This window comes from Leclercia sp. UBA5076 (genome assembly GCF_002416465.1).
Taxonomy (GTDB): Bacteria; Pseudomonadota; Gammaproteobacteria; order Enterobacterales; family Enterobacteriaceae; genus Enterobacter.
This window is the reverse complement of sequence record NZ_DIAO01000014.1, coordinates 177,143-201,551: the sequence shown is the minus strand read 5'-3', so window position 1 is coordinate 201,551 and position 24,409 is coordinate 177,143. Positions and strand designations below refer to the sequence as shown.

Below are 24,409 nucleotides of genomic sequence, written 5' to 3'. Positions count from 1 at the left end.
AAGGCCAGAGCGAGGGGGCACATCACGCCGGGGTCGGATCGTCACCCTTAATGTCACGTTTCACTTCAGTGTGCTCGTCGCCCTTTTCATTGCGCAGATGCACTTCCAGCTGGTTAAAGGCGATATTGATGTTGTTCTCGCGGCACATACGTTCGATGGTGCGGTTCAGTTCATCCACCGTGTAGCTGCGATCGCGCAGTTCACGCACGTACAGACGCAGCTCATGATCTAACGTGCTCGGCCCGAAGGTCGTAAAGAAGACGGCTGGCTCCGGATCGTGCATCACTTTTGGATGATCCATCGCCGCTTTCAGCAGGACGTTTTTCACCATCTCCAGATCGGAACCGTAAGCCACGCCGATGCGGATCACCACGCGGGTGATGGTGTCCGACAGTGACCAGTTAATCAACCGCTCGGTGACGAACGCTTTGTTCGGGATGATCACCTCTTTGCGATCGAAATCAGTGATGGTGGTCGCGCGGATACGGATCTTGCTGACGGTGCCCGAGAAGGTACCGATGGTGACGGTATCGCCGATTCGCACCGGACGTTCGAACAGAATAATCAGGCCGGAGACGAAGTTACCGAAGATCTCCTGCAAACCGAAACCAAGGCCCACCGACAACGCCGCCGCCAGCCACTGCAGTTTGTCCCACGACACCCCGAGCGAACCGAAGACGGTCATGGCGCCCACCACCAGAATCACATAGTTCAGGATGGTGGTAATGGCGTAGGAGGCCCCCTGACGCATATTCAGGCGCGAGAGGATCAGTACCTCCAGCAGGCCGGGTAAGTTGCGGATCAAGGCCCATGCCACCACCGACGAGACCAGTGCAAACAGCAGGCTGCCCATAGTGACATTTTTCATCACCGCCGCACCCGCTTCGGTGCCGCTGTAGTGCCACAACGTAATGCTGTCGAGATAGGCAAAGACGGTGATTAAATCAGACCAGATCGCCCAGAACATCACGCCGAACAGGGCTATCATCACCAGCATGGTGATACGCAGCGTTTGCTGGTTAACCTGCTCCAGGGCAATGGTCGGCTCTTCCTGCGGTTCAGCGCCTTCGGCCCCCTCCTTCACCATATTCTGCCGACGCGCCAGCGCGCGGCGATAGGCAATACGGCGGGCGGCAACGCTCAGCCCGCGCAGCACGGTCTGATAGAGCAGGTTCCAGAAGATCACCAGATAGACGGTTTCAATCCAGCGACCCGACAGACGCAGGGTGGTATAGAAATAGCCGGTGGCCGTCAGCACCATCAGGGCGATAGGAATAATAGAGAGTACGGTGACCGTCACCAGACGAATGGTATGCGACTCTTTGTCACGCCAGCTGTCACGGAATATCGGCCACATCAGGACGCTGATCAGCAGCAGGTTAAGCAGGATAACAAACTGCCCCAGCACATCATCCATCAGATGGAGCGGAGAGAGCTCCGCCACCACCGACCAGAAGTGCAGCGGCAACAGCGCCAGGCTGATGCGCACAATCTGGCGGCGCCAGTGGCTGGTCAGCTGCGCAGGCATATTAAAGTGGCTCACCGCCACGCCATCCTTCTCCAGCACTTTCCAGCACAGGCCAAAGACCAGCCAGAACAGCGCCAGCTTTTTGCTGAAGGCCCACAGCAGATCGCTGATATTGAGCTGCATCGTGAACAGGATCAGGCCGGCGGCGAGGATCAGCAGACAGACCGGCAGGGCGCGGATCAGATCGATAAGAATCGCTTTTGGGGTATGAAGCTGGCTGTCATTACGCAACTGCCCCACTTCCTGCGCCAGCTTCGCCTGATACTTTTTCAGCCAGCCAAGACGCCAGCGAATGAGGCCGGCAATCAACAACAGCGGCAGACCCGCCAGGAAAGCAAACGCCACCGCAGGGCCTGCTTTTTCCCAGTTAACAGAGATTTTCATCCCCTTAATCTGATCTTTCAGCATGCCCGGGAAGGATTTGATCCAGTCCCAGTCCATCGGTTTATTGCTGTTCACCCAGAAGATTTGCTGGGTGAGGATCTCCTGCAGACTTTTGGATACGCTCACCAGTTGCTGCTGGTTGATCTGCAGGTTAATGGCCATCATGAGCTGATTACCCAGCTGTTTATTCATCTGGTCAAGCAGTTCGCGGCGCATATCCACCACCTGCAACAGCGCATCGTGAACCTCTCCATTGACCTCGCTCTTGTGCCCCTCTTCCAGCTTCGCCACGAAGGCATCGCTCTGGAACAGGGCATCGCGCTGTTGGTTGACCTCAAACTGCTCCAGGCGCAGATCCGCAATGCGGTTGGTCATGTCCTCCAGCTCATCGGCAGAAGGTAAAGTCTGCTGCTGTTGATAAAGGATACGCGACAGCAGCAGGCTGCCTTTCAGGACGGCAATCTGCTCTTTAATATTGCGTTCGGACTGTAGGGCGCGATCCAGCCAGTTTTTCACTTTAATGTTCTGCTGAACCAGGGTGTTGCCGTTTTCAGTGGCTTTAATCAGGCGCTGGCTGAGCTGGTGGTTAACGTCCAGCTCTTGCTTCACCAGCGGATTTTCCTGGATACGCGCGGTTTCATCCGGGTTTACCGCTTCCTGAGCCGTTTTCTCCGTCAGGGTCAGTCGCTTGCTGTTGACCGCCTCCTGCAGCAGCTGCAGCTGGTGCTCCAGACGGTTGATGTTCGCGGTGACGTAGTCGCGCTGTTTTTGCAGGGTATCCTGCAGGACGGTATTGCCTTCCAGGCTCTTGCGCTGCTGTTCGATCTGGGCATTCAGCAGAAGCTGCTGCGTCATGAGCAACGTTTGCTGCGTGGGGCGTAACGCCGCCTCGCCCACCGTGGTGCCGTTCAGGCGATTGCGGATCTGCTGCAGCTCCTGAGAGGCGGCATACATTGCATTCTGTACGCGCTCCGGCTGAGTTTGCAGGGAAACCAGCTGGCTGTTGTAGGTTGAGAGATCGCTCTGGGCGGTTTGTAGGTCGTCGAGCAACTGCGATACGCGCAGTTCCAGCTGGCGTAATGAGAGCGTGGCCAGCGTTTTGCGGGTTTCTTCATCATTGTCCACATCACTTAGCGCATTCAGGCTTTCGGTCGCCTTACGCATCGCTTCCGGCGCCTGGGCCACTTTCTGGCGTAACTGTGTGGTTTCGGCCTTGATCCGCTCAAGCTTATCAATAGTCTCGAGGGTTTCCGTCAGGTCTTTTTGTACCAGCTTGTCCTGCGGAGTGAGCTCTTTTTGTTTGTTCAGGACATCAAGCTGGCTCTGAATATCTGCCCGGGTTGGCGTATCATTGGTGTTATCACCACGTGCAAACGCAACCGGGGAAGCCAGTAAGGCAAAAAAGAGAAGCAAAATAAAGGCAAAAACAGGATGCGATTGGCGTGTGTAGTGCGACATAGTAGTGTGTAATTTGTGTGATGAATGACCGGGATGACCGGCGTGAAGAATATCACGGCCGTCGAAAGCAAAATAGCGTGAACTGATGGCTCCCGGATAATTCCTGGGCGTCAGGCCAGGAGCGGCTCAGGCTGCGCCCGTAGCGTGGGACAGAGCTGGTACATCTCCAGCAGGATCGCGACATAATCACGGGCTTCACGTTGCAGATCAAAAGACTGGGGAGCAAACAGCCAGTTTTCCATAATGCCGGAAATATAACTGCGCATCAGAATGGCGGCGCGACGGGTCAGCAGATTAGCCGGGAGCATGTTGGCTTTAATACAGTGCGTCAGGGTTTGTTCGATTCGGTCGTAACTGGCCAGACAGAGGCTGCGCTGCGCCTGCTGCACCACCGCCATCTCCCCAACAAATTCACATTTATGGAAGATGATCTCCATCATCAGACGGCGTCGCTCTTCTATAACCGTCGCCTCAAGGATATAGACCAGAATCTCTCTTAAAACTGAGAGTGGATCGCCAGGGAATTTTGCCCGATACTCAGTCTCAAGATCCCCAATACTGGATTCTGACAGCTCCCAAATTTCGCCAAATAAATCTGACTTATTTTTGAAATGCCAGTAAATCGCTCCCCGGGTAACCCCAGCCGCCTGAGCAATCTGAGCCAGAGAGGTGGAGGAGACCCCCTGTTGCGAAAACAAGCGTAAAGCGACATCAAGGATGTGTTGGCGTGTTGCAAGTGCTTGTTGTTTGGTTTTTCGTGCCATGCGCAGGTGAATTTACAGGAGCCAGATTTACATACATTTATGAATGTATGTACCATAGCACGACGATAATATAAACGCAGCAATGGGTTTGTGGACGCTTGATCCATTGATCAATTTGAAATCGGAAACTCGAGGTTTACATATGAACAAAAACAGAGGGTTAACGCCTCTGGCGATCGTTCTGATGCTCTCAGGCAGCTTAGCGCTTACAGGATGTGACGAAAAACAGGCTCAACAAGGAGCGCAGCAGGTGCCAGAAGTTGGTGTCGTGACGCTCAAAACCGAACCTCTCCAGATGACAACAGAATTACCCGGCCGAACCAGCGCTTACCGTATTGCTGAAGTGCGTCCACAGGTGAGTGGCATCATTCTGAAACGTAATTTTACTGAAGGCGGTGATGTTAAAGCGGGCGAGTCTCTGTATCAGATTGATCCTGCAACCTATCAGGCGAACTACGAAAGCGCGAAAGGCGATCTGGCCAAAGCGCAGGCTGCTGCAAAAATTGCCCAGCTGACCGTCAACCGTTATCAGAAACTGTTGGGTACGCAGTACATCAGCCAACAGGAATATGACAGTGCGCAGGCGGATGCCCAGCAGGCTAACGCTGCGGTCGTCGCTGCGAAGGCTGCCGTTGAAACCGCGCGTATCAACCTGGCCTATACTAAAGTGACCTCCCCTATCAGCGGCCGTATTGGTAAATCCGCGGTGACCGAGGGTGCGCTGGTACAGAACGGCCAGACCACTGCGCTGGCAACCGTGCAGCAACTGGACCCGATCTATGTCGATGTCACCCAGTCGAGCAACGATTTCCTGCGTCTGAAACAGGAGCTGGAAAACGGCACCCTGAAGCAGGAAAACGGCAAAGCGAAAGTTGAGCTGGTCACCAGCGACGGCATCAAATTCCCGGAGACCGGCAGCCTGGAGTTCTCAGACGTAACGGTCGATCAGACCACCGGTTCGATTACCCTGCGCGCCATCTTCCCGAACCCGAACCATACGCTGTTACCGGGTATGTTCGTTCGCGCCAGCCTGGAAGAAGGGACCAACCCAACCGCACTGCTGGTGCCACAGCAGGGCGTGACCCGTACTCCGCGCGGCGATGCCAGTGCGATGGTGATTGGCGCTGAAGACAAAGTCGAAGTTCGTCAGATCAAGGCAACCCAGGCGATTGGTGACAAATGGCTGGTGACTGACGGTCTGAAAGATGGCGATCGCGTCATCATTACCGGATTACAAAAAGTTCGCCCAGGCGCCAAGGTAAAAGCGCAAGAGGTCACGTCTGACAATCAACAGCAAGCCTCAGCAGGCGGTCAGTCAGAACAACCTAAGTCTTAACTTAAACAGGAGCCGTTAAGACATGCCTAATTTCTTTATCGATCGCCCCATTTTCGCGTGGGTGATCGCCATCATCATCATGCTAGCCGGGGGACTTGCGATCCTGAAGCTGCCTGTCGCGCAATATCCAACCATTGCGCCGCCAGCAATTTCAATCGCCGCAACCTACCCAGGGGCTGATGCAAAAACGGTGCAGGACACCGTCACGCAGGTTATCGAACAGAACATGAACGGTATCGATAACCTGATGTACATGTCCTCCAACAGTGACTCAACCGGTACTGTTCAGATCACCCTGACCTTCGAGTCGGGTACGGATGCGGACATTGCCCAGGTTCAGGTACAGAACAAACTGCAGCTGGCGATGCCGCTGCTGCCGCAGGAAGTACAACAGCAGGGTGTGAGCGTGGAGAAATCCTCCAGTAGCTTCCTGATGGTTGTCGGCGTTATCAACACCAACGGCACCATGACGCAGGAGGATATTTCCGACTACGTGGGCGCCAACATGAAGGACGCTATTAGCCGTACTTCTGGTGTCGGTGACGTTCAGCTCTTCGGTTCTCAGTACGCGATGCGTATCTGGATGGATCCGAACAAACTGAACAACTTCCAGCTGACGCCGGTAGACGTGATTAACGCCATTAAAGCGCAGAACGCCCAGGTTGCAGCCGGTCAGTTAGGCGGTACGCCGCCGGTTAAAGGCCAGCAGCTGAACGCCTCGATCATCGCCCAGACCCGTCTGACCTCTGCGGATGAGTTCAGTAAGATCCTGTTGAAGGTGAATCCGGACGGTTCCCAGGTTCGCCTGCGCGACGTGGCAAAGGTGGAACTGGGTGGTGAAAACTATGACGTGATCGCGAAGTTTAACGGCCAGCCGGCATCCGGTCTGGGGATTAAACTGGCGACTGGCGCCAACGCCCTGGATACCGCGACGGCGATCCGTGCCGAACTGAAGAAAATGGAACCGTTCTTCCCGTCAGGCCTGAAAATCGTTTACCCGTATGACACAACGCCGTTCGTGAAAATCTCCATCCACGAAGTGGTGAAAACGCTGGTAGAAGCGATCATCCTGGTCTTCCTGGTGATGTATCTGTTCCTGCAAAACTTCCGTGCGACGCTGATTCCAACCATCGCCGTACCGGTGGTTCTGCTCGGGACCTTTGCGATCCTGGCGGCCTTTGGTTTCTCGATAAACACCCTGACGATGTTCGGGATGGTGCTGGCGATCGGCCTGCTCGTGGATGACGCCATCGTGGTGGTCGAAAACGTCGAGCGTGTGATGTCCGAAGAGGGACTCCCGCCGAAAGAGGCGACCCGTAAATCCATGGGCCAGATCCAGGGCGCCCTGGTCGGTATCGCCATGGTGCTGTCGGCGGTATTTATCCCGATGGCCTTCTTTGGTGGTTCTACCGGTGCGATCTATCGTCAGTTCTCGATCACTATCGTTTCCGCGATGGCCCTGTCGGTTCTGGTGGCACTGATCCTGACGCCGGCCCTGTGCGCCACCATGCTGAAACCGGTGGCAAAAGGCGATCACGGCGAGAACAAAAAAGGCTTCTTCGGCTGGTTTAACCATATGTTCGATAAGAGCACGCACCACTACACCGACAGCGTGGGCAACATCCTGCGCAGCACCGGTCGTTATCTGCTGCTCTATATCATCATCGTGGTCGGCATGGCTTACCTGTTCGTTCGTCTGCCAAGCTCGTTCCTGCCGGATGAAGACCAGGGCGTATTCCTGACCATGGCTCAGCTGCCTGCAGGTGCTTCCCAGGAACGTACCCAGAAAGTGCTGGATGAGGTCACGGATTACTACCTGAACAAAGAGAAAGCCAACGTTGAATCGGTGTTTGCGGTTAACGGCTTTGGCTTTGCGGGTCGTGGCCAGAACACCGGTATCGCCTTCGTCTCTCTGAAAGACTGGGCTGAGCGTCCAGGCGACGAGAACAAAGTTGAGGCCATTACGGGTCGTGCGATGGGCACTTTCTCGCAGATTAAAGATGCGATGGTCTTCGCCTTTAACCTGCCAGCGATTGTTGAACTGGGTACGGCAACCGGCTTTGACTTCCAGCTTATCGACCAGGGTGGTCTGGGCCATGAGAAACTGACTCAGGCGCGTAACCAGCTGTTTGGCGAAGTTGCGAAGCACCCTGACCTGCTGGTTGGCGTTCGTCCGAACGGCCTGGAAGATACACCGCAGTTCAAAGTGGATATCGATCAGGAAAAAGCACAGGCGCTGGGCGTCTCTATCAGTGACATCAATACCACGCTGGGCGCAGCCTGGGGCGGTAGCTACGTCAACGACTTCATCGACCGCGGTCGCGTGAAGAAGGTCTACGTGATGTCTGAAGCGCAGTACCGTATGTTGCCGAGCGATATCAATAACTGGTATGTGCGCGGCAGCAACGGACAGATGGTGCCATTCTCAGCCTTCTCCACTTCACGCTGGGAATACGGCTCGCCGCGTCTGGAACGTTACAACGGTCTGCCATCCATGGAGATCCTGGGTCAGGCGGCACCGGGCAGAAGTACCGGTGAGGCCATGAACCTGATGGAAGAACTGGCAGGTAAACTGCCAGCGGGCATCGGCTACGACTGGACGGGGATGTCCTACCAGGAACGGCTGTCCGGCAACCAGGCCCCTGCCCTGTATGCTATCTCGCTGATTGTGGTCTTCCTGTGTCTGGCGGCGCTGTATGAGAGCTGGTCGATTCCGTTCTCGGTTATGCTGGTCGTTCCGCTCGGCGTTATCGGCGCCCTGCTGGCCGCCACGTTCCGTAGCCTGAATAACGACGTTTACTTCCAGGTGGGCCTGCTGACAACCATTGGCTTGTCGGCGAAGAACGCGATATTAATCGTCGAATTCGCCAAGGATCTGATGGATAAAGAAGGGAAAGGCCTGATTGAAGCGACGCTGGAGGCGGTACGTATGCGTCTGCGTCCTATTCTGATGACCTCGCTGGCCTTTATCCTCGGCGTTATGCCGCTGGTTATTAGCTCGGGTGCAGGCTCCGGTGCACAGAACGCCGTAGGTACCGGTGTAATGGGCGGGATGGTGACCGCAACCATCCTGGCAATCTTCTTCGTGCCGGTGTTCTTCGTGGTCGTACGTCGCCGTTTCAGCCGTAAGAACGACGAAACCGAACACAATCATCCGGTGTGATGACCCCCATCCGGGTTTAACCGTTAAAAAGGCCGCATATGCGGCCTTTTTTTCAACAATTAAAAATCATAAAATTAGCTTATTGAGGGTTTATATATTTAATGTCACCCTTAAACGGCTTATCCTATTTAACCTGGTTCTATTACAGAAATTCCCAAATTTTTGCGTCACGTCTTAGGTATTAAGAGTATTCCTGGTGTTTTTTGATTTCACCCGCGCTTACCAATGATTTTTAGACTGGTTAAGAAATCACACAGGGTGATAAGTAAAGAGCTGTATCAGGATAAAACAATATATAACATAGTGGCCGCCAGAGACGGTAAAATGCTGCGTAATTGTAATTTTTCGTAATAGCGCGGTGAAATCCTGATTAGAGTAGATTATAGTTAAAGCAAGAGGCATAACAGTAGTCATTGACGCTGAGTCAGTTGTACCCTTCCCGACAACGATGTTCGGTGAGTAAAAAATCACTCAAAAAGGGGATACGCTATGGACGAATACTCGCCTAAAAGGCAAGATATTGCACAGTTGAAATTTCTTTGTGAATCCCTGTACCATGACTGCCTGACCAATCTCGATGAAAGCAATCATGGCTGGGTAAATGACCCGACTTCTGCCATTAACTTGCAGTTAAACGAGTTGATTGAACATATTGCTACCTTCGCGCTTAATTATAAAATTAAGTATAACGAAGATAATAAGTTGATTGAGCAAATTGACGAATACCTGGATGACACTTTTATGTTATTCAGCAGCTACGGCATTAACGCACAGGATTTACAAAAATGGCGTAAATCGGGCAATCGGCTTTTTCGTTGTTTTGTCAATGCAAGCAGAGCTAACCCGTTAGCTTCTCCGATTAAAATTATTACAAACAATTAGGTGAATTTATGTCTGATAAACCATTAACCAAGACTGATTATTTGATGCGTTTACGACGCTGTCAGTCCATTGACACCCTGGAACGCGTCATTGAAAAAAATAAATACGAGCTTTCTGATAATGAGCTTGCGGTATTCTATTCAGCAGCCGATCATCGTCTGGCTGAACTTACGATGAATAAGCTGTACGATAAAATCCCGACCGCTGTATGGAAGTTTGTACGCTGATTATGTCTAACTACTCTCAGAGATAAAGATTCTACGTTCAGATGTTTCATCCTTTGCGTGACAGGCAGTTCTCCATTGCTGGGCTAGCGCTATCGCCAGGGGAAAGATTGCGTTGTACTGAACAGCCAGCCATCTCATCCCACCCGCCCTTTTCTGGTAACTGTTATGATGTTTCTTAGCATAACTGTTACTGTCCACACACATTGTGGTCACTTAAAATATACGGATCCTTCGTATTGAGTCGAATTCAGAAAGGGCAGAAGATGACCGAGATACAACGCCTGCTTACCGAAACCATTGATGATCTCAATGTTCGCGAAAAGCGTGACAACAAGCCGCGCTTCAGCATCAGCTTTATTCGCAAACATCCTGGTCTGTTTGTCGCCATGTATGCGGCGTGGCTTGCTACGCTGGTAGTGATGCTGCAATCCGAAACGCTGATTGGTTCCGTCTGGTTGCTGGTTGTCCTGTTCATCGTCTTTAACGCCTTCTTCTTCTTTGACGTCAATCCGCGTTATCGCTATGAAGATATTGATGTGCTTGATTTCCGGGTCTGCTACAACGGTGAGTGGTACAACACGCGCTTTGTGCCTCCTCAGCTGATCGAAAACATTCTGCATTCCCCTAACGTCGAGTCCCAGCAAAAAGAGAAACTGCAGAAGATGATCGCCACGAAAGGCGAGCTCTCTTTCTACGATGTTTTCACCCTCTCCCGCGTGGCCGCCTGAACCTCTCCTGGCCTGCCGCCAATATCGGCGGCAGGCATCTTTATCCCGCTTAACGTCTCTTCTTACGCCCCTGCACCGCCTTAAAGCGCGGATTGGATTTACAAATCACGTATAACCGCCCTTTACGCTTCACAATCTGACAATCTGGATGGCGTTGTTTTGCGCTGCGCAATGAATTCAGAACCTGCATACCTACCTCATTATGATTTGTTATAACATAACAATTAGCATATCTGAGTAGCGAGGCAAAAACAACCTGCGCCTGTAGCGTTCGTCAGGTTTTCGCTCTGTGAAAAAGTCACTTAAAATGGTATTTAATTCAGTGTCTCAATTGCTAAATGAACTCACTATCAACTGCGTGCTATAACACTACATGTCAACGGCGTTTTCGTTTTAATGTCATCGGCTTGGGCGCCCAACAACGGCGTTATAAAAGGAAACAGGAGCATGACAACCCGACACCTGGTCAGTGTGGTTACCTGTGTACTCATCATTGCTGTCCTTGTTCCTGTCTGCCTGAGTGTCTGGCTGGCGCACCGCAATGCAGAAGATAAGTTTGTCGATGATCTGAACAGCTACTCTTCGCGCGTACAGATACGTACCGACAGAGTCATTAGCCAGGCGGAATCCGCCCTGAAGGAGATGCACGCTTTTAATGGAACCCCATGCAGTTACGAACATGCGATGGCGATGCGCCGCGCCTCCTTTTCCTGGCGCTACATTCAGGAAGTTCTTTACGTTGAGGATCTGAAACCGCGCTGCTCCTCGCTGGAACAAGTGAGCCATGCCGCCCCGTTTCCGCCAGCAATGCGCATCACCTCCGATGGCTACCGGGCCTGGGTCACCTCGCATAACGATCTGGGCCTCGACCGCTATATGGCCGCGATTGGTACAGAGCACTACATTGTCATGATCGATCCGGCCTCGCTGATCGATGTGATCCCCTTTGGCTCATGGCCGATCGATGTCGCCCTGGTGGGGCTTCGCCGCAATATCGTTTTTGCCAGCAGCAACAAGCTGGATATGCAGGTCTTTCAGGAAATGCAGCGCAATGGCCGCGCGAATTTTCAGCATAACGGCGTGATGTACAACCGGCACGATGTATCTGACCTGGGCTTCACTATTGTGGCGTGGTCCTCTCTGACCCCTTTGCAAAAGAGCTGGCACCACCAGCTTATTTTCTGGCTGCCTTTTGGTGTCCTGATCAGTCTGCTGACAGCCTGGTTTATATTGCGCGTGTTACGCCGTTTGCAATCGCCCCGGTATCGTTTAATGGATGCGATTAATGCCAGGGAATTCCAGGTTCATTTCCAGCCGATTGTGAATCTGAACAGCGGCAGACTCACCGGTGCGGAAGCCCTCGCACGCTGGCCGCAGCCGGACGGCAGCTATCTGTCACCCGATATTTTTGTCTCCCTGGCGGAACAGACGGGCCTGACCAACCCGCTGACGACACTTATCATCGAAAAAGTGTTTGAGGAGATGGGCGAATGGTTACGCCAGCATCCGGGCCACCATATCTCGATAAACCTGGCGCCGGCGGATTTGATCTCGGGCACCGTGCTTCCGCTGCTGAGCCGCCTGCTGAATCAGTGGCAACTGCACCCTTCGCAGATTGCACTGGAGCTCACCGAGCGCGGGTTCGCCGATCCTGCGGTCAGCGCCCCGGCCATTGCCGCATTCCGACGTGCCGGGCACTCTGTCTATATTGATGATTTCGGAACGGGTTACTCCAGCCTCAGCTACCTTCAGGATCTGGATGTCGATACGCTGAAAATTGATAAATCGTTTGTGGATGCGCTGGAATATAAAAATGTCACCTCGCACATCATAGAGATGGCCAGGTCGCTCGATCTGGACATGGTAGCAGAAGGTATTGAAACCGAAGGCCAGCTGGCATGGCTTCGTCGCCACGGTGTGCAGTACGGCCAGGGCTGGTTTTACAGCAAGGCGCTGCCGAAAGAGGCGTTTATCCAGTGGGCGGAAACGAATCTCGATCCCGAGAGCCACGCTTAACGCCCGGCGGGAAGCGCCGCCGGGCGTCACGCTTATTCGTCCAGAAGCGGCGAGAAGCCGCCATAAATCATGCGCTTACCATCAAAAGGCATGGCTTCGCCAAACGCTTTCATTCTGGGATCGTTCATCATCTTCTGATTCGCCTCGTCGCGAACCGCCTTTGAAGGATATTCGATCCAGCTGAAAACCACCTCTTCGTTCTCTTCCGCCTTCACCGCCATGCGAAAGTCCGTTAATTTGCCGTCGGGTACGTCATCTGCCCAACACTCAACAATACGCAGCGCGCCAAACTCTTTAAACAGCGGCGCGGCTTTCGCCGCCAGCTCGCGATAAGCCTCCTTATTATCTGCGGGCACGGCAACCACAAAACCGTCGACATACTTCATCAGATAAACCTCCGAAGTGAACGTGCGGCCACGCGGTGTGGCCGCATCAGCGATTAAGTTTAGTTCTGTTGCCAGCTAAAGGCGTAACGCACCTTTTTCACCTGCAGGATAAACTCCGGAGAGACGCTTGGGCTCCAGGAATCATCGCCCCCAACGCCCATATGGAACGCGTCAAGGTTCAGCCAGCAGCCGGGCTCCTCACGTAACAGATGGTGATGCGAGGTCTCGCGCAGCTGCGTCTGGCTGTAGCGGCTTACCGAGAAGTGAAAATCACCCTCCAGCTGATGCTGCCCTACATTCAGTTGACGCGTATCGCAGCGCAGGCCGTTGTCGGTCGGGAAAATGTAGGGAGTGTGCAGCTCAGCAAGCGGCAGTTCCCAGCGTCCCTGACGGGCAGCGAGCTTGCGATCCGGGTAGTTCTCATGCGGCCCGAGCCCCTGCCAGCTTACGGTCTGCGGCGTCTGCGCCAGCTGACAGCTCAGCCCGATTCGGGCGGGCTCTGGCATATCACTCGCCACCTGCACCTCAACGTCGCCGTGCAGCACGCCCTGGCTATCGATGCGCCAGCATTTACGGCTCAGGAACAGCACCTGATTGTTGTGCTCCCAGGCCTGGAGCGTGGCGATCGTTACCCCCTGCGCCAGCTGCTCTCCCTCGCACAGCAGCAAACGCGGCGTCAGGCTGTACATCCCTGCCGCCTTCCAGCGTTCCACCCAGGCATTCGGATCGATGCGGGTCGCTTCGCTGACGCCGATATCGTTATCCAGTGGGGCGCGGGTAAAGTTATCGGTCAGCGGCGAAAGCAATGTCGGCACGCCGTCGCGCCACCATTGCGTCAGATTGCCGCTGGTGCGATCAAACTGCCAGCGCTGCTGCTGATGGGTTATGACCAGCGCGTCATCCTCATGGATCAGCTGTGGAATGGCTCCGGCAGCCTTCGGTGTCGCGATGCATAACGGCGCTGGCAAGGGCCATTGTTCCCAGGCGCAAAGGTGGTTTTCAGCGGACCACGGCGTGGCGGCAGGCTGAATAACCTCAACGTTCAGCCACAGTTCACCCGGTGCAGATGCCCACTGCGGCAGAGCGAGCTCCAGCCGTTGCGTCCCTTGTGGCGGAATGTCCAGCGCCACAACGTCGGTGGCCAGCACCTCGCCATTCCGCATTACCGACCAGCGTAACTGCTCGTTGTCCGTGGTGCGGAAGAGATAATCGCTCTGCACCTCCACCACCAGCGGGGAGTGGCTTTGCAGGGTAAAGGTGAAGAACTGCTGCGCGCGCTGGGCCTCATAGAGGGCCGGATGCGGCGTGCGATCGGGGAAGACCAGCCCGTTCAGACAAAACTGTCTGTCATTCGGTTTATCACCAAAATCGCCACCGTAGGCCCAGAAAGGATTGCCCTGTTCGTCATGCTTCGTCAGCGCCTGGTCGACCCAGTCCCAGACGAAACCGCCCTGCAGACGAGGATGTTTGCGGAAGGCTTCCCAGTATTTAGCGAACCCGCCAAAGCTGTTGCCCATCGCGTGCGCGTATTCGCAGAGGATCAGCGGACGCGTCTCATCCGGCATACCGATCCACTTTTTAAGGGACCATTTCGGTACTGCCGGGAAGGGTTGGTCCTGATCGACGCGGGCATACATCGGACAGACGATGTCGGTCGCCGCCGTATTCGCCCCACCGCCCTCATACTGCACCGGACGGCCAGGATCGGTCGTTTTCACCCAGCGGTAAAGGGCGTCATGGTTGGCGCCATGACCAGACTCGTTGCCCAGAGACCAGATGATGATCGACGGGTGGTTACGATCGCGCTGCACCATGCGGGTGACGCGTTCGCTCATGGCGGGTAGCCAGCGCGGATCGTCAGCCAGGCGGCTCATCGGCACCATGCCGTGAGTTTCGATGTTGGCCTCATCCACCACATAGAGCCCATAGCGATCGCACAGGCGATACCAGAGCGGGTGGTTAGGGTAATGCGAGCAGCGCACGGCGTTAAAGTTGTGCTGCTTCATCAGCTCAATGTCGCGGCGCATGGTGGCTTCGTCCATCACCTGTCCGCGCTCAGGGTGATGCTCGTGACGGTTTACGCCACGGATCAGCAGCGGCTTGCCGTTGAGCTTCAACAGCCCGTTTGCGATCTCGACACGACGGAATCCCACATCGCAGGCTTCTACGTCCAGGATCTGGCCCTGCGCGTCATGCAACACCAGAGTCAGCCGGTAAAGGGCGGGGATTTCCGCACTCCACAGCGCCGGGTGTTCCACCTTCAGTGCAACATTTACCCTCTCCTGCCAGCTTCCGCGCTCATCGACAACCGCAGAGCCCGGTGTGCCGATGGCGCTGGCGATACGCTCTCCGTCCCGCCACAGGTTTACGCTCACCTCACAGCCTGCGTAGTTGTTCCCGCCAAGGGTCAGCCCCAGCTGAAGCTGTGCGCGGTCATAATCGGCGTTCAGCTCCGTCACAACGTGATAGTCGGCGATATGGGTATCTGGCTTATGCAGCAGGGTCACGTCGCGGAAGATACCGCTCATCCGCCACATATCCTGGTCTTCAAGATAGCTGCCGTCACACCAGCGCAGCACCATTACCGCCAGCCGGTTGCTGCCTGCCCGCAGGAACGCAGACACGTCAAACTCCGCAGGCAGACGGCTATCCTGGGAGTAGCCCACCCACTGCCCGTTGCACCAGAGGTGAAAGGCGGAATTGACGCCGTCAAAGACCAGTCGCGTCTGACCGCTTTCCAGCCAGCTGGCGTCCATCTCGAATGTGAGCGAGTAACAACCGGTCGGGTTCTCAGCCGGGACAAAGGGCGGATCCACCGCAATAGGATAGGTGACGTTGGTGTAGATCGGCGTATCAAAGCCCTGCATCTGCCAGTTGGAGGGAACGGGCATCACCACCGCATCCGCGCAATCCTCCTGCGTCCAGCTGTCGGGAACCTGCTCGGGTGCAGGAAAGAAGCTGAACTGCCAGTCACCGTTCAGCGAGCGGATGGCCGGGGTTGGCTCCTCATCCCGCGCGGCGTGCTCATCACGCCAGCCGCTTAGCGGGACGTGGGCAGGAAGTCGGTTCCATTGGGTGACGCCGGGATTCTCCCAGTCACGACGGGCAAGAAGTGTGCTGAGGGTCAGCGAAGCAGGATGGGACATAGTTACCTCTTTGCGAAGCGCTCACAATTTATGGCTACAATGCCCTGTCAGGTTGCCAGGGTAAAGGGGGAGAGCGTCATGAAGCGATGGCGATCACAAAAGCGTTAACGACGCGCCAGCTGTTCGGCCAGCAGCGCCAGCGATTTAAGCTGACGGGCCAGATCTTCACTTCCCTGCGGGATCCCTTCCCGGGCGGTGGAGTGGCGCTCGACAAGCGTCACCGGCAGCCGGGTTTGTGCCGGGGCTGCTTCACTCGTCCCCTGCTGCGCCAGTAACCACTCCACGCTGCGCAGTCCCGCCTCACGGAACGCCTGACGAACCGTGGTCAGCGGCGGGGTAAACCACGCGCTGTCGGTGGTATCGTCAAAACCGACCACCGAGATCTGGCCCGGCACAGCAATACCCTTTTCGGCACAGGCGCGCATCACGCCAAGGGCCATCTGATCGTTCGCCACCAGGATCCCCTGCGGGAGGGTCGCCCCCGCCAGCAGCTGATGGCCTTTTTCATAACCTGAAGCCGCGCTCCAGTCCCCCTCCGCAACCGCACACGGTTCCAGGCCCGCATCGCCTAAGGCAGACAACCAGCCGGCAAGACGCGCCCGGGCAGAGACGGAACTTTGTGGCCCGCCAAGCAGGGCGATCCGCTGATGGCCCAGCGCCAGCAGATGTTGCGCCCCCAGAGTGGCCCCCTGTCCGGCATCAAACACCAGGCTGTGTACCCGGGCGTCAGGGGAGACATCAAGAAACAGTACCGGCACCGGAAGGGCCTGCGCCTGCAGGCTTTCTGCCTGGGCCTCTTCGAGCGGCACGTTAACCAGCAGCCCTTCCACGCGCTGGGCCAGCAGCTCCTGCAGCGCCGCCATGCATTGCTGGGGATTTTCCACCATCGAGATCAGCACGCTCGCCCCGCGCTCGCCTGCGCGGGTCTTCACCGCTGAGGCAATCTGCGAGGGGGCATGCAGGGCCAGATCTGTAGTAATCAACCCCAGGGTGCGGGTGCGTTTACCGGCCAGCTGCTGGGCACCGCGATTGGGAACATAGTGCAGCTCGGCCATCGCCTGCAGCACTTTCTCCCGGGTCCGGGCCGAGACGTGGGCCGCATCATTAATGACCCGTGAGACGGTTTGATAAGAGACGCCCGCGAGGCGGGCAACATCATAGAGCGTTATGGCTTTCATGCGCTTCGCGTTGCAGTGACAGAGGTACCTATTCTGTCATAACGCCTGGCGTAAAGCATGTGAGCGCTTCGCAAAATCAGACAACGCGCTCAGGCTGCGGGACTAGCGGGCGCGGTCTCTGACGAAACCATGGCAGACAGATCTGGATCAGCGGGCCGATGCTTAACGCATAGAGCACGGTACCGACACCAAAAGTGCCCCCCAGCAGGCAGCCAGTCAGCAAAACTGAAATCTCAATCGCCGTGCGCACGCTGCGAACCGACCAGCCGGTGCGGGCGTTGATACCAGTCATCAGGCCATCGCGCGGCCCGGCGCCAAATCCGGCCCCGATGTACATGCCGGTCGCCAGCGCATTTACGATAACCGCGCTGACCAGCAATACGCAGCGGGCCATCAGCGAATCGATAGCCGGAATAAACGCCAGCGCGACATCGGCCGCCAGACCGATGGCAATCACGTTGCTGATGGTGCCGAGCCCCAGGCGCTGGCGCAGTGGGATCCACAGCAGCAGCACCAGCACACCGGTCAGAATGATAACGGTGCCAATATCCATTCCCAGCAGTTTTGCCACCCCCAGGTGGAAGACATTCCACGGATCGGCCCCCAGATCCGCGCGCACAAACATCGCCGTTGACAGGCCATAGAGGCTTAATCCGACGTAAAGCTGAAGTAATCGACGTAACATGATCGCTCTCCGATGGTTTCTGCTTTTATCATTGCCTGAAATGGCCCTATGATTAATGACCAGTTTTCAAAAAGTGGACTGCCTGTGTCATCACGTCGATTTGGAAGTCAGTCATTAGTGCGTCTGCTGGGTCACTGGCAGGAGAGCCCCTCCCGTACCCCGCTGTGGCGACAGCTGGCCGATGCCCTGCGCCTGCTGATCCTGGACGGCAGGCTGGCGCTGGATACACGCCTGCCGGGAGAGCGGGAGCTGGCTTTAACGCTGGAAGTCAGCCGGACCACCGTCAGCAGCGCCCTTGCCCATCTGCGGGATGAGGGCTACCTCGAAAGCCGACACGGTAGCGGCTCGCGGGTGATCCTGCCCAACAGCCGCACGCCCCCTACCCGCGCCAACGCCAGTGCGGCGCTGGATCTCTCTACCGCCGCGCTGGGAGCCGGGCCGGAGATCCATCAGGCCTATACCCATGCCCTGACCGCCATGACGCCGCATCTGACGCAAACCGGCTATGACCAACTGGGACTGCTGGCCCTGCGCGAAGCCATTGCCGCACGCTATACGGCGCGCGGCCTGCCGACCCGGGCAGAAGAGGTGATGGTGGTTAACGGTGCCGTCAGCGGGCTGGCGCTGGTACTGCGCATGTTCACCGGGCCAGGCGATCGGGTAGTGGTGGATCACCCCACTTACCCGCTGGCTATTGCCGCCATCCAGGGCGCCTCCTGCCGACCGGTAGGTGTCTCGCTGCCGCAGACCGGCTGGGATATTGACGGATTTGCCGCCACCCTCGCCCAGACCGCGCCGCGCCTGGCTTATCTGATGCCGGATTTCCACAATCCCACGGGCCGCTGCATGGATGCGACGAGCCGGCAAGCTATCGCCGCCGTGGCTGCCCGGGCCCGCACTCTGCTGGTCGTCGATGAAACCATGGTGGATCTCTGGTTCGATGCACCTCCCCCAGCGCCGCTGGCTGCCTTCTGCCCGAACGGCAATGTCATTACCCTCGGCTCGGCGGGAAAAAGTTTCTGGGGCGGCCTGCGTCTGGGCTGGGTTCGCGCCCCGGCGCGCACCATCGCCACGCTGGCGCAAACGCGCGATACGCTCGATCTCGGCTCGCCGCTGCTGGAACAGCTGGCGACCCTGTGGTTGATTGAGCAGGGCGAAACCTTTTTACCTGCCCGACGGCAGATGCTGCGTGAGCGGCGAGATGGCTGCGCCGCGCTACTGCGGGAACATTTTCCCGACTGGCGTTTCCAGGTGCCGGAAGGGGGCTTATCCTACTGGGTGGAACTGCCGGATATGTTGGCCACTCAGCTCGCCACCCGCGCCGAAGCGGCGGGTATTCATCTGGGGGCCGGGACGCGGTTCGGGCTTTCCGGGGCGTTTGACCGCTACCTGCGCATGCCCTTCTCTCTGGAGCCAATGGCGCTGGAAAACGCCCTGGTGCGGATCAAGCCGCTGTGGCTGGCGCTGATTAACGGTGGGCAAAACGTAAAACGTACCCTGGTGTAATCGCCTTTTCGCCGTGGGCGACTGCAACGTTGATATTAATTACGGGAAAAAAGTGAGCGGGCGCACAAATAATCGCGCATAACGGGCAATTTAAAAATGTCTGACTGTAATTGTTACAGTCAGACATTTTCAGCATGGGAGGTCAGTGCTGAGCAGGAATAGGAAAACCTTTCAGGGAAATAACAAAACTATCGCCTTCTTTCTTTATTTTTGCGCCGGTATCACACCAGTCAGACGCAATTCGAAAGAACTCATCACTGCCAACGTCCCAGCCCAGGCGGACATGTTTGACATAGCCAGAGCGCAGAAGCGTGCAGGCTTCGGAGTAGCTGCTGGCGGTGGATTGTTGATGTTGTTTCATTTTTTCTTCTTCAGAATTTTTCTTAGTGCCTTGATTTCTTTAGGAGTAAATGGAGCTACACTCTCTTCTTCCGTATGCTGATTGTCGATATCCTCCTCCGTCACTCCCGCCTCATCTGCTACAGCAAATGCCATCTGCAGCAGCTTCTCAGTGGTAACGCTGAGATTCTCATTATTCACTTCGGCATAATGACGAAGTTTCTCTTTCAGCGCTTCGTCAATTTTTACATTCAGGACTGCAGTCGTCATCGTTTTTACATCCCTGGCTATTTTTTCTTAAATTAATACACGAAGTTAACATTATTATCCAGATATATATTCTCTGCTTATACATCATAAAAATGTCACACTTACCCTGCAGAAAATTTATGACAGAATAATGACAACCATGTTTCAGTATGATGACAATTTGCGAAATATACAGGTCGGTTTAAAAATATATAATACGCGCACTATTGTTGGGGATAATGGCGATAATGGATATGAAGCGATGCTGAGAAGAGCAGAAATGGGTGGGGGCCCTGCCAGCTACATCCCGGCACACACGTCGTCTGCCCTGGCTGCTTCCTTCCGGACCTGACCTGGTGAACAGAGTAGCGTTGCGGGAGAACCAACAGAGCCCCCATTGAGAGCGTTGTTAACCAACGCGCTGGCGCATTATCACTGTACGGGATAGCAATTGCAAGTTAACCGCGTCCGGGTGATGTTTTATTGCGCAAAGCGTTTACAGAGTGGGCACTTTCTTCCTGTCTTGTCCGTAAATCTTTATCATGCCCTTAACACAGGAGCACAAAATGGACGAGCACGACTCTTTTCCCCAGCGGGTATGGCAGATAGTGGCCTCGATTCCCGAAGGCACGGTCACCACCTATGGCGAGGTGGCGCAGCTGGCGGGTTCTCCCCGTGCAGCGCGACAGGTAGGCGGTGTGCTGAGAAGGCTGCCTGAAGGTAGCACCCTGCCCTGGCATCGGGTGGTCAACCGCCACGGAGCAATCTCCTTAACCGGGCCAGATTTACAGCGCCAGCGTCAGGCCTTACTCAGCGAAGGTGTGCAGGTGTCGGGAAGTGGGCAAATTGATATGCAGCGTTATCGCTGGCGGTATTGAATAGCCCCTCTCAGACGAGAGGGGCATGAAGCATTAAAGCTGGGTTGGCGCCGGCGTAGCCGTAGATGGGCTAACCTGGGTTGGTGACGTTGACGGCACAGTTGTCGGCGCACCGCCGCCAGGCTGCAGCGGCAGCGAGGTCTGCTGTACCGGCACCAGCACCAGATCGGCTTTGGTACCGCCCTGATTGATCACCGGTTTAACGATATCGGTCATCAGGACAACCTTATCGTCAATGGTAATGGCTGCGCTCAGCAGGATGCGGGCGTTAGGCTGAACATCCGCCGGGTTAAACGGCAGTTCAAATTTAAATGGCGCCTGTTTACCCTCGGTACGCGTCGCCCGCTGCGCCAGAACCTTCGATGGCGAATCCGCCAGCGAGGCATCAGACAGAGTAACGGTTAACACTGCATCCGGCGGTAAAGCCACCTTCTGGCGGATCCAGATTGTACCTGAGACATTTGGCTGCTGAATGGTCGGCTGCGTCGCTACGCCAGCAGTGTTAGGGTTCGGCGCCGGCGTCTGAATGTCTGCGCTTTTATCCGCGCAGGCAGAGAGAGCAATCGCTACCGCTAAACCACTTAACATGTGCACGAGTTTCATTGAGTTCTCCTTATCATCAATGCACCAGCGGGATCGATACCGCCAGATGAGTGGTTAACATAAAGATAACGAGACTAAGTGTGGCACAGATCAATTATTTATGCCTGGAATCCCCCTGTTATTCAGATTATTGCACCCATCGGACCACTTGCATTTCTGCGTTATACTCTGCGTATCTTTCGCCACGGCGTATTAATTGAGGACGACTATGAGTCAAGCATTAAGCAATCTGCTGACATTATTAAACCTGGAAAAAATTGAAGAAGGACTCTTTCGGGGACAAAGCGAAGATCTGGGATTACGCCAGGTTTTCGGCGGCCAGGTTGTGGGACAAGCCCTCTACGCTGCAAAAGAGACCGTACCCCAGGAGCGCTTTGTGCACTCCTTTCATAGCTATTTTCTGCGCCCTGGCGACAGCCAGAAGCCCATCGTGTATGACGTTGAAGTCCTGCGCGACGGCACCAGTTTCAGCGCCCGCCGCGTGGCGGCGGTGCAAAACGGCAAGCCAATCTTTTACATGACCGCCTCATTCCAGGCGCCGGAGCCGGGCTATGAGCATCAGAAAGCGATGCCCCCTGCCCCCGCACCCGACGCGTTGCGTTCCGAGACGGACATTGCCCGTGCGCTGGCGCATCTGCTGCCTCCGCAGGTTAAAGAGAAGTTTCTTTGCGATAAACCACTGGAGATCCGCCCGGTTGAGTTCCACAACCCAATGAAGGGCCATATTGCGGAGCCGGCTCGTCAGGTCTGGATCCGCGCGAACGGCGCGATGCCGGAAGATTTCCGCGTGCATCAATATCTGCTGGGTTATGCCTCCGACTTCAACTTCCTGCCGGTTGCCCTGCAGCCACATGGTGTGGGCTTCCTTGAGAAAGGGATGCAGGTTGCCACCATCGACCATTCGATGTGGTTCCACCGTCCGTTTAATATGAATGAGTGGCTGCTGTACAGCGTGGAGAGTACCTCGGCATCCAGCGCTCGCGGCTTTGTTCGTGGTGAGTTTTATACCCAGGATGGCGTGCTGGTGGCCTCCACCGTGCAGGAAGGGGTGATGCGTAACCGCGGATGATATGAAAAAGCCGGGCGGCGTCTTTGCCTTACCCGGCCTACAAAAGCACAATCCGTAGGCCCGGTAAGCGTAGCGCCACCGGGCAATACTTTAACTTTACGCGTTGTATGCGTTCTCGCCGTGGCTGTTGACGTCCAGACCTTCGCGCTCCTGCTCTTCCGGTACGCGCAGCCCCACCGTCATGTCTGCCAGCTTGTAGCCGATAAAGGCCACCACACCCGACCAGACCACCGTAATGGCGATACTTTCCAGCTGAACCAGAACCTGGTGACCCATGGTCACGCCTTCCGCATAACCCACGCCGCCAAGGGACGTTGAGGCGAAGAAACCGGTCATGATACAGCCGATGATGCCGCACACGCCGTGCACACCAAAGACATCACACGGGTCGTCCACACGCAGAACACGTTTCAGCGCCGTTACGCCCCACAGACCGGCCAGACCTGCCACGATACCAATGATCAGCGCGCCACCGACACCGACGAAGCCACAGGCCGGGGTGATGCCTACCAGACCGGCAATGGCACCGGAACAGGCACCCAGCAGCGAAGGCTTGCCGCGTACCGCCCACTCGCCAAAGATCCAGGAGAGGATTGCGCCCGCTGTCGCCACAACGGTATTCACGAAGGCCAGCGCCGCGATTTCGTTTGCTGCGCTTGCTGAGCCAGCGTTAAAGCCAAACCAGCCGAAGTAGAGGATAGCCGTGCCGGTAAAGACCATCGGCAGGTTGTGCGGTTTGAAGGCCTCTTTGCCAAAACCGACGCGTTTGCCGATCAGGTATGCTCCCACCAGCCCCGCTACCGCGGCGTTGATATGCACAACGGTACCGCCCGCAAAGTCCAGCGCGCCATGAGAGGCCAGCAGGCCGCCGCCCCACACCATATGCGCCACCGGCACGTAGGAGAGCGTGAGCCACACCACCACGAAGATCAGCACGGCGGAGAAGCGGATACGTTCCGCCAGCGCCCCAACAATCAGCCCGACGGTGATACAGGCGAACGAGCCCTGGAACGCCACGTGGATGTACTGATAGAAGCTGCCCATTACCGCGGTTAGCTCGATATTTTTCAGCATCGCCCAGTTAAAGCTGCCGAAGAAGGCGTTGCCCTCCCCGAAGGCCAGCGAGTAGCCGTAAACCACCCACAGCACACAAACCAGCGCGAAGGTCACCGTCACCTGGGTGAGCATGGAGAGGACGTTTTTGCCGCGGATCAGGCCGCCGTAGAAGAGCGCGATCCCCGGAATGGTCATAAACAGCACCAGCGCGGTGCAAATCATCATAAAGGCGTTATCGGCTTTGTCTGCTACCGCGGGTGCAGCCATTGCCAGCCCCGGCAACAGCGCCAGAGACCCCAGACCTGCTTTAAGTGTTGTTGTGTTCATTTTCTCGATCCCTATCACTGTGTGCCTGCTGTTTTACAGTGCCGCTTCGTCGGCTTCGCCTGTACGAATGCGAATAACGCGTTGCAGCTCAGCAACGAAAATTTTGCCGTCGCCAATTTTGCCGGTGTAGGCTGCTTTGCTAATCACGTCGATGACTTCTTCCAGCTGATCGTCGGCGATCGCCACGTCAATCTTCACCTTTGGCAGAAAGTTGACGCTATATTCCGCGCCACGGTAGAGCTCTGCATGCCCCTTCTGTCGACCAAAGCCTTTCACCTCGGTGACGGTCAGCCCCTGAATACCCATTGAAGAGAGCGCTTCACGCACGTCTTCGAGCTTGAATGGTTTGATTACCACGGTAACCAGCTTCATATATCCCCTCCAGTCAGAATTCGGTTTTGGCGAGCTAACGAAGGTGGTATTGCAAGGGGTGTGCCAAAAGTGAAAAGGGCGTGAATACGAGGCATCGCGATAAGATGGCGAAAAAAAACGCACCATGAC

At 55.8% G+C, this 24,409-nt stretch carries 21 protein-coding genes and 1 other RNA gene; 9 read left to right on the top strand and 13 right to left on the bottom strand.

The genetic code is table 11. The annotated features are described in order from the left end of the window. Window positions 1-22: 22 nt before the first annotated feature. On the bottom strand, window positions 23-3,370 hold the full coding sequence (gene mscK, locus B3X29_RS14310) for a mechanosensitive channel MscK (protein WP_159339722.1): 3,348 nt from the start codon (window positions 3,368-3,370) through the stop codon (window positions 23-25). 110 nt (window positions 3,371-3,480) lie between these two features. After that, a complete protein-coding gene (acrR, locus tag B3X29_RS14305) occupies window positions 3,481-4,134 on the bottom strand; it encodes a multidrug efflux transporter transcriptional repressor AcrR (protein WP_103178506.1) in 654 nt (217 codons plus the stop codon). A 142-nt stretch (window positions 4,135-4,276) separates the two neighbouring features. On the opposite strand from acrR, the gene acrA reads away from it, so the two are divergent. The 5 genes from acrA (at window position 4,277) to B3X29_RS14280 (ending at window position 10,470) form a co-directional block, all read left to right on the top strand. Next, window positions 4,277-5,470: a multidrug efflux RND transporter periplasmic adaptor subunit AcrA gene (gene acrA / locus B3X29_RS14300; protein WP_156654007.1), complete on the top strand. Its 1,194-nt coding sequence runs from the start codon at window positions 4,277-4,279 to the stop codon at window positions 5,468-5,470. Between the two features lie 22 nt (window positions 5,471-5,492). Continuing rightward, window positions 5,493-8,633, top strand: coding sequence for a multidrug efflux RND transporter permease subunit AcrB (gene acrB, locus B3X29_RS14295; protein ID WP_159339721.1), 3,141 nt, complete (start codon window positions 5,493-5,495; stop codon window positions 8,631-8,633). 489 nt (window positions 8,634-9,122) lie between these two features. Next, window positions 9,123-9,515, top strand: a complete 393-nt coding sequence (gene tomB / locus B3X29_RS14290; protein ID WP_103178503.1) for an Hha toxicity modulator TomB — start codon at window positions 9,123-9,125, stop codon at window positions 9,513-9,515. Window positions 9,516-9,523: 8 nt separating this feature from the next. Next, window positions 9,524-9,742: an HHA domain-containing protein gene (locus B3X29_RS14285; protein WP_032616864.1), complete on the top strand. Its 219-nt coding sequence runs from the start codon at window positions 9,524-9,526 to the stop codon at window positions 9,740-9,742. Window positions 9,743-10,005: 263 nt separating this feature from the next. After that, window positions 10,006-10,470 carry a YlaC family protein gene (locus tag B3X29_RS14280; protein ID WP_103178502.1) on the top strand — a complete coding sequence of 155 codons (465 nt, stop codon included), beginning with the start codon at window positions 10,006-10,008 and terminating at the stop codon, window positions 10,468-10,470. Window positions 10,471-10,519: 49 nt separating this feature from the next. On the opposite strand, the gene ykgO is transcribed toward B3X29_RS14280, so the two are convergent. Beyond that, window positions 10,520-10,660 (bottom strand): type B 50S ribosomal protein L36, encoded by a 141-nt coding sequence (gene ykgO, locus B3X29_RS14275; RefSeq protein ID WP_003859006.1) that lies wholly within the window; start codon window positions 10,658-10,660, stop codon window positions 10,520-10,522. Window positions 10,661-10,917: 257 nt separating this feature from the next. Here ykgO and B3X29_RS14270 point away from each other — a divergent pair, with 257 nt between their 5' ends. Further along, window positions 10,918-12,486 (top strand): EAL domain-containing protein, encoded by a 1,569-nt coding sequence (locus B3X29_RS14270; RefSeq protein WP_103178501.1) that lies wholly within the window; start codon window positions 10,918-10,920, stop codon window positions 12,484-12,486. 32 nt (window positions 12,487-12,518) lie between these two features. On the opposite strand, the gene B3X29_RS14265 is transcribed toward B3X29_RS14270, so the two are convergent. The 4 genes from B3X29_RS14265 to B3X29_RS14250 form a co-directional block, all read right to left on the bottom strand. Next, a complete protein-coding gene (locus B3X29_RS14265) occupies window positions 12,519-12,872 on the bottom strand; it encodes a DUF1428 domain-containing protein (protein ID WP_103178500.1) in 354 nt (117 codons plus the stop codon). A gap of 59 nt (window positions 12,873-12,931) precedes the next feature. Continuing rightward, a complete protein-coding gene (locus B3X29_RS14260) occupies window positions 12,932-16,018 on the bottom strand; it encodes a beta-galactosidase (RefSeq protein ID WP_290556452.1) in 3,087 nt (1,028 codons plus the stop codon). Window positions 16,019-16,122: 104 nt separating this feature from the next. Further along, on the bottom strand, window positions 16,123-17,196 hold the full coding sequence (locus B3X29_RS14255) for a LacI family DNA-binding transcriptional regulator (RefSeq protein ID WP_159339719.1): 1,074 nt from the start codon (window positions 17,194-17,196) through the stop codon (window positions 16,123-16,125). 76 nt (window positions 17,197-17,272) lie between these two features. Beyond that, a complete protein-coding gene (locus B3X29_RS14250; RefSeq protein ID WP_156654004.1) occupies window positions 17,273-17,881 on the bottom strand; it encodes a YczE/YyaS/YitT family protein in 609 nt (202 codons plus the stop codon). 84 nt (window positions 17,882-17,965) lie between these two features. Between B3X29_RS14250 and B3X29_RS14245 the strand changes: the two genes are divergently transcribed. Beyond that, a complete protein-coding gene (locus B3X29_RS14245; protein WP_159339717.1) occupies window positions 17,966-19,387 on the top strand; it encodes a PLP-dependent aminotransferase family protein in 1,422 nt (473 codons plus the stop codon). Window positions 19,388-19,529: 142 nt separating this feature from the next. Here B3X29_RS14245 and B3X29_RS14240 read toward each other — a convergent pair whose 3' ends face one another. The 3 genes from B3X29_RS14240 to ffs form a co-directional block, all read right to left on the bottom strand. Next, entirely contained in the window at window positions 19,530-19,748 is a 219-nt protein-coding gene (locus B3X29_RS14240) for a hypothetical protein (protein ID WP_032616855.1), read from the bottom strand. Beyond that, window positions 19,745-19,996 carry a hypothetical protein gene (locus B3X29_RS14235; protein WP_039032396.1) on the bottom strand — a complete coding sequence of 84 codons (252 nt, stop codon included), beginning with the start codon at window positions 19,994-19,996 and terminating at the stop codon, window positions 19,745-19,747. Before B3X29_RS14235 ends, B3X29_RS14240 begins: the two co-directional genes overlap by 4 nt. Before the next feature lie 270 nt (window positions 19,997-20,266). Continuing rightward, window positions 20,267-20,363, bottom strand: an RNA gene (gene ffs, locus B3X29_RS14230) — signal recognition particle sRNA small type. 154 nt (window positions 20,364-20,517) lie between these two features. Between ffs and B3X29_RS14225 the strand changes: the two genes are divergently transcribed. Then, window positions 20,518-20,853 (top strand): MGMT family protein, encoded by a 336-nt coding sequence (locus B3X29_RS14225; protein WP_168194659.1) that lies wholly within the window; start codon window positions 20,518-20,520, stop codon window positions 20,851-20,853. Between the two features lie 33 nt (window positions 20,854-20,886). Here the strand turns inward: B3X29_RS14225 and B3X29_RS14220 are convergent, their stop codons facing one another. Beyond that, the gene (locus B3X29_RS14220) at window positions 20,887-21,456 is read right to left on the bottom strand and encodes a YbaY family lipoprotein (RefSeq protein ID WP_159339716.1); all 570 of its coding nucleotides are present in this window, start codon (window positions 21,454-21,456) and stop codon (window positions 20,887-20,889) included. Between the two features lie 208 nt (window positions 21,457-21,664). On the opposite strand from B3X29_RS14220, the gene tesB reads away from it, so the two are divergent. After that, window positions 21,665-22,525 (top strand): acyl-CoA thioesterase II, encoded by an 861-nt coding sequence (gene tesB, locus B3X29_RS14215; RefSeq protein ID WP_103178494.1) that lies wholly within the window; start codon window positions 21,665-21,667, stop codon window positions 22,523-22,525. Window positions 22,526-22,621: 96 nt separating this feature from the next. Here tesB and amtB read toward each other — a convergent pair whose 3' ends face one another. Further along, complete coding sequence (amtB, locus tag B3X29_RS14210) at window positions 22,622-23,908, bottom strand: ammonium transporter AmtB (RefSeq protein ID WP_032616850.1); 1,287 nt, start codon at window positions 23,906-23,908, stop codon at window positions 22,622-22,624. Window positions 23,909-23,941: 33 nt separating this feature from the next. Then, window positions 23,942-24,280 carry a P-II family nitrogen regulator gene (gene glnK, locus B3X29_RS14205; RefSeq protein WP_103178493.1) on the bottom strand — a complete coding sequence of 113 codons (339 nt, stop codon included), beginning with the start codon at window positions 24,278-24,280 and terminating at the stop codon, window positions 23,942-23,944. Between the last annotated feature and the right edge of the window lie 129 nt (window positions 24,281-24,409).

Coding starts and splice junctions, on each gene's coding strand:
- mscK (WP_159339722.1), bottom strand. CDS start 3,370: ATGTCGCACTACACACGCCAATCGCATCCTGTTTTTGCCTTTATTTTG.
- acrR (WP_103178506.1), bottom strand. CDS start 4,134: ATGGCACGAAAAACCAAACAACAAGCACTTGCAACACGCCAACACATC.
- acrA (WP_156654007.1), top strand. CDS start 4,277: ATGAACAAAAACAGAGGGTTAACGCCTCTGGCGATCGTTCTGATGCTC.
- acrB (WP_159339721.1), top strand. CDS start 5,493: ATGCCTAATTTCTTTATCGATCGCCCCATTTTCGCGTGGGTGATCGCC.
- tomB (WP_103178503.1), top strand. CDS start 9,123: ATGGACGAATACTCGCCTAAAAGGCAAGATATTGCACAGTTGAAATTT.
- B3X29_RS14285 (WP_032616864.1), top strand. CDS start 9,524: ATGTCTGATAAACCATTAACCAAGACTGATTATTTGATGCGTTTACGA.
- B3X29_RS14280 (WP_103178502.1), top strand. CDS start 10,006: ATGACCGAGATACAACGCCTGCTTACCGAAACCATTGATGATCTCAAT.
- ykgO (WP_003859006.1), bottom strand. CDS start 10,660: ATGCAGGTTCTGAATTCATTGCGCAGCGCAAAACAACGCCATCCAGAT.
- B3X29_RS14270 (WP_103178501.1), top strand. CDS start 10,918: ATGACAACCCGACACCTGGTCAGTGTGGTTACCTGTGTACTCATCATT.
- B3X29_RS14265 (WP_103178500.1), bottom strand. CDS start 12,872: ATGAAGTATGTCGACGGTTTTGTGGTTGCCGTGCCCGCAGATAATAAG.
- B3X29_RS14260 (WP_290556452.1), bottom strand. CDS start 16,018: ATGTCCCATCCTGCTTCGCTGACCCTCAGCACACTTCTTGCCCGTCGT.
- B3X29_RS14255 (WP_159339719.1), bottom strand. CDS start 17,196: ATGAAAGCCATAACGCTCTATGATGTTGCCCGCCTCGCGGGCGTCTCT.
- B3X29_RS14250 (WP_156654004.1), bottom strand. CDS start 17,881: ATGTTACGTCGATTACTTCAGCTTTACGTCGGATTAAGCCTCTATGGC.
- B3X29_RS14240 (WP_032616855.1), bottom strand. CDS start 19,748: ATGAAACAACATCAACAATCCACCGCCAGCAGCTACTCCGAAGCCTGC.
- B3X29_RS14235 (WP_039032396.1), bottom strand. CDS start 19,996: ATGACGACTGCAGTCCTGAATGTAAAAATTGACGAAGCGCTGAAAGAG.
- B3X29_RS14225 (WP_168194659.1), top strand. CDS start 20,518: ATGCCCTTAACACAGGAGCACAAAATGGACGAGCACGACTCTTTTCCC.
- B3X29_RS14220 (WP_159339716.1), bottom strand. CDS start 21,456: ATGAAACTCGTGCACATGTTAAGTGGTTTAGCGGTAGCGATTGCTCTC.
- tesB (WP_103178494.1), top strand. CDS start 21,665: ATGAGTCAAGCATTAAGCAATCTGCTGACATTATTAAACCTGGAAAAA.
- amtB (WP_032616850.1), bottom strand. CDS start 23,908: ATGAACACAACAACACTTAAAGCAGGTCTGGGGTCTCTGGCGCTGTTG.
- glnK (WP_103178493.1), bottom strand. CDS start 24,280: ATGAAGCTGGTTACCGTGGTAATCAAACCATTCAAGCTCGAAGACGTG.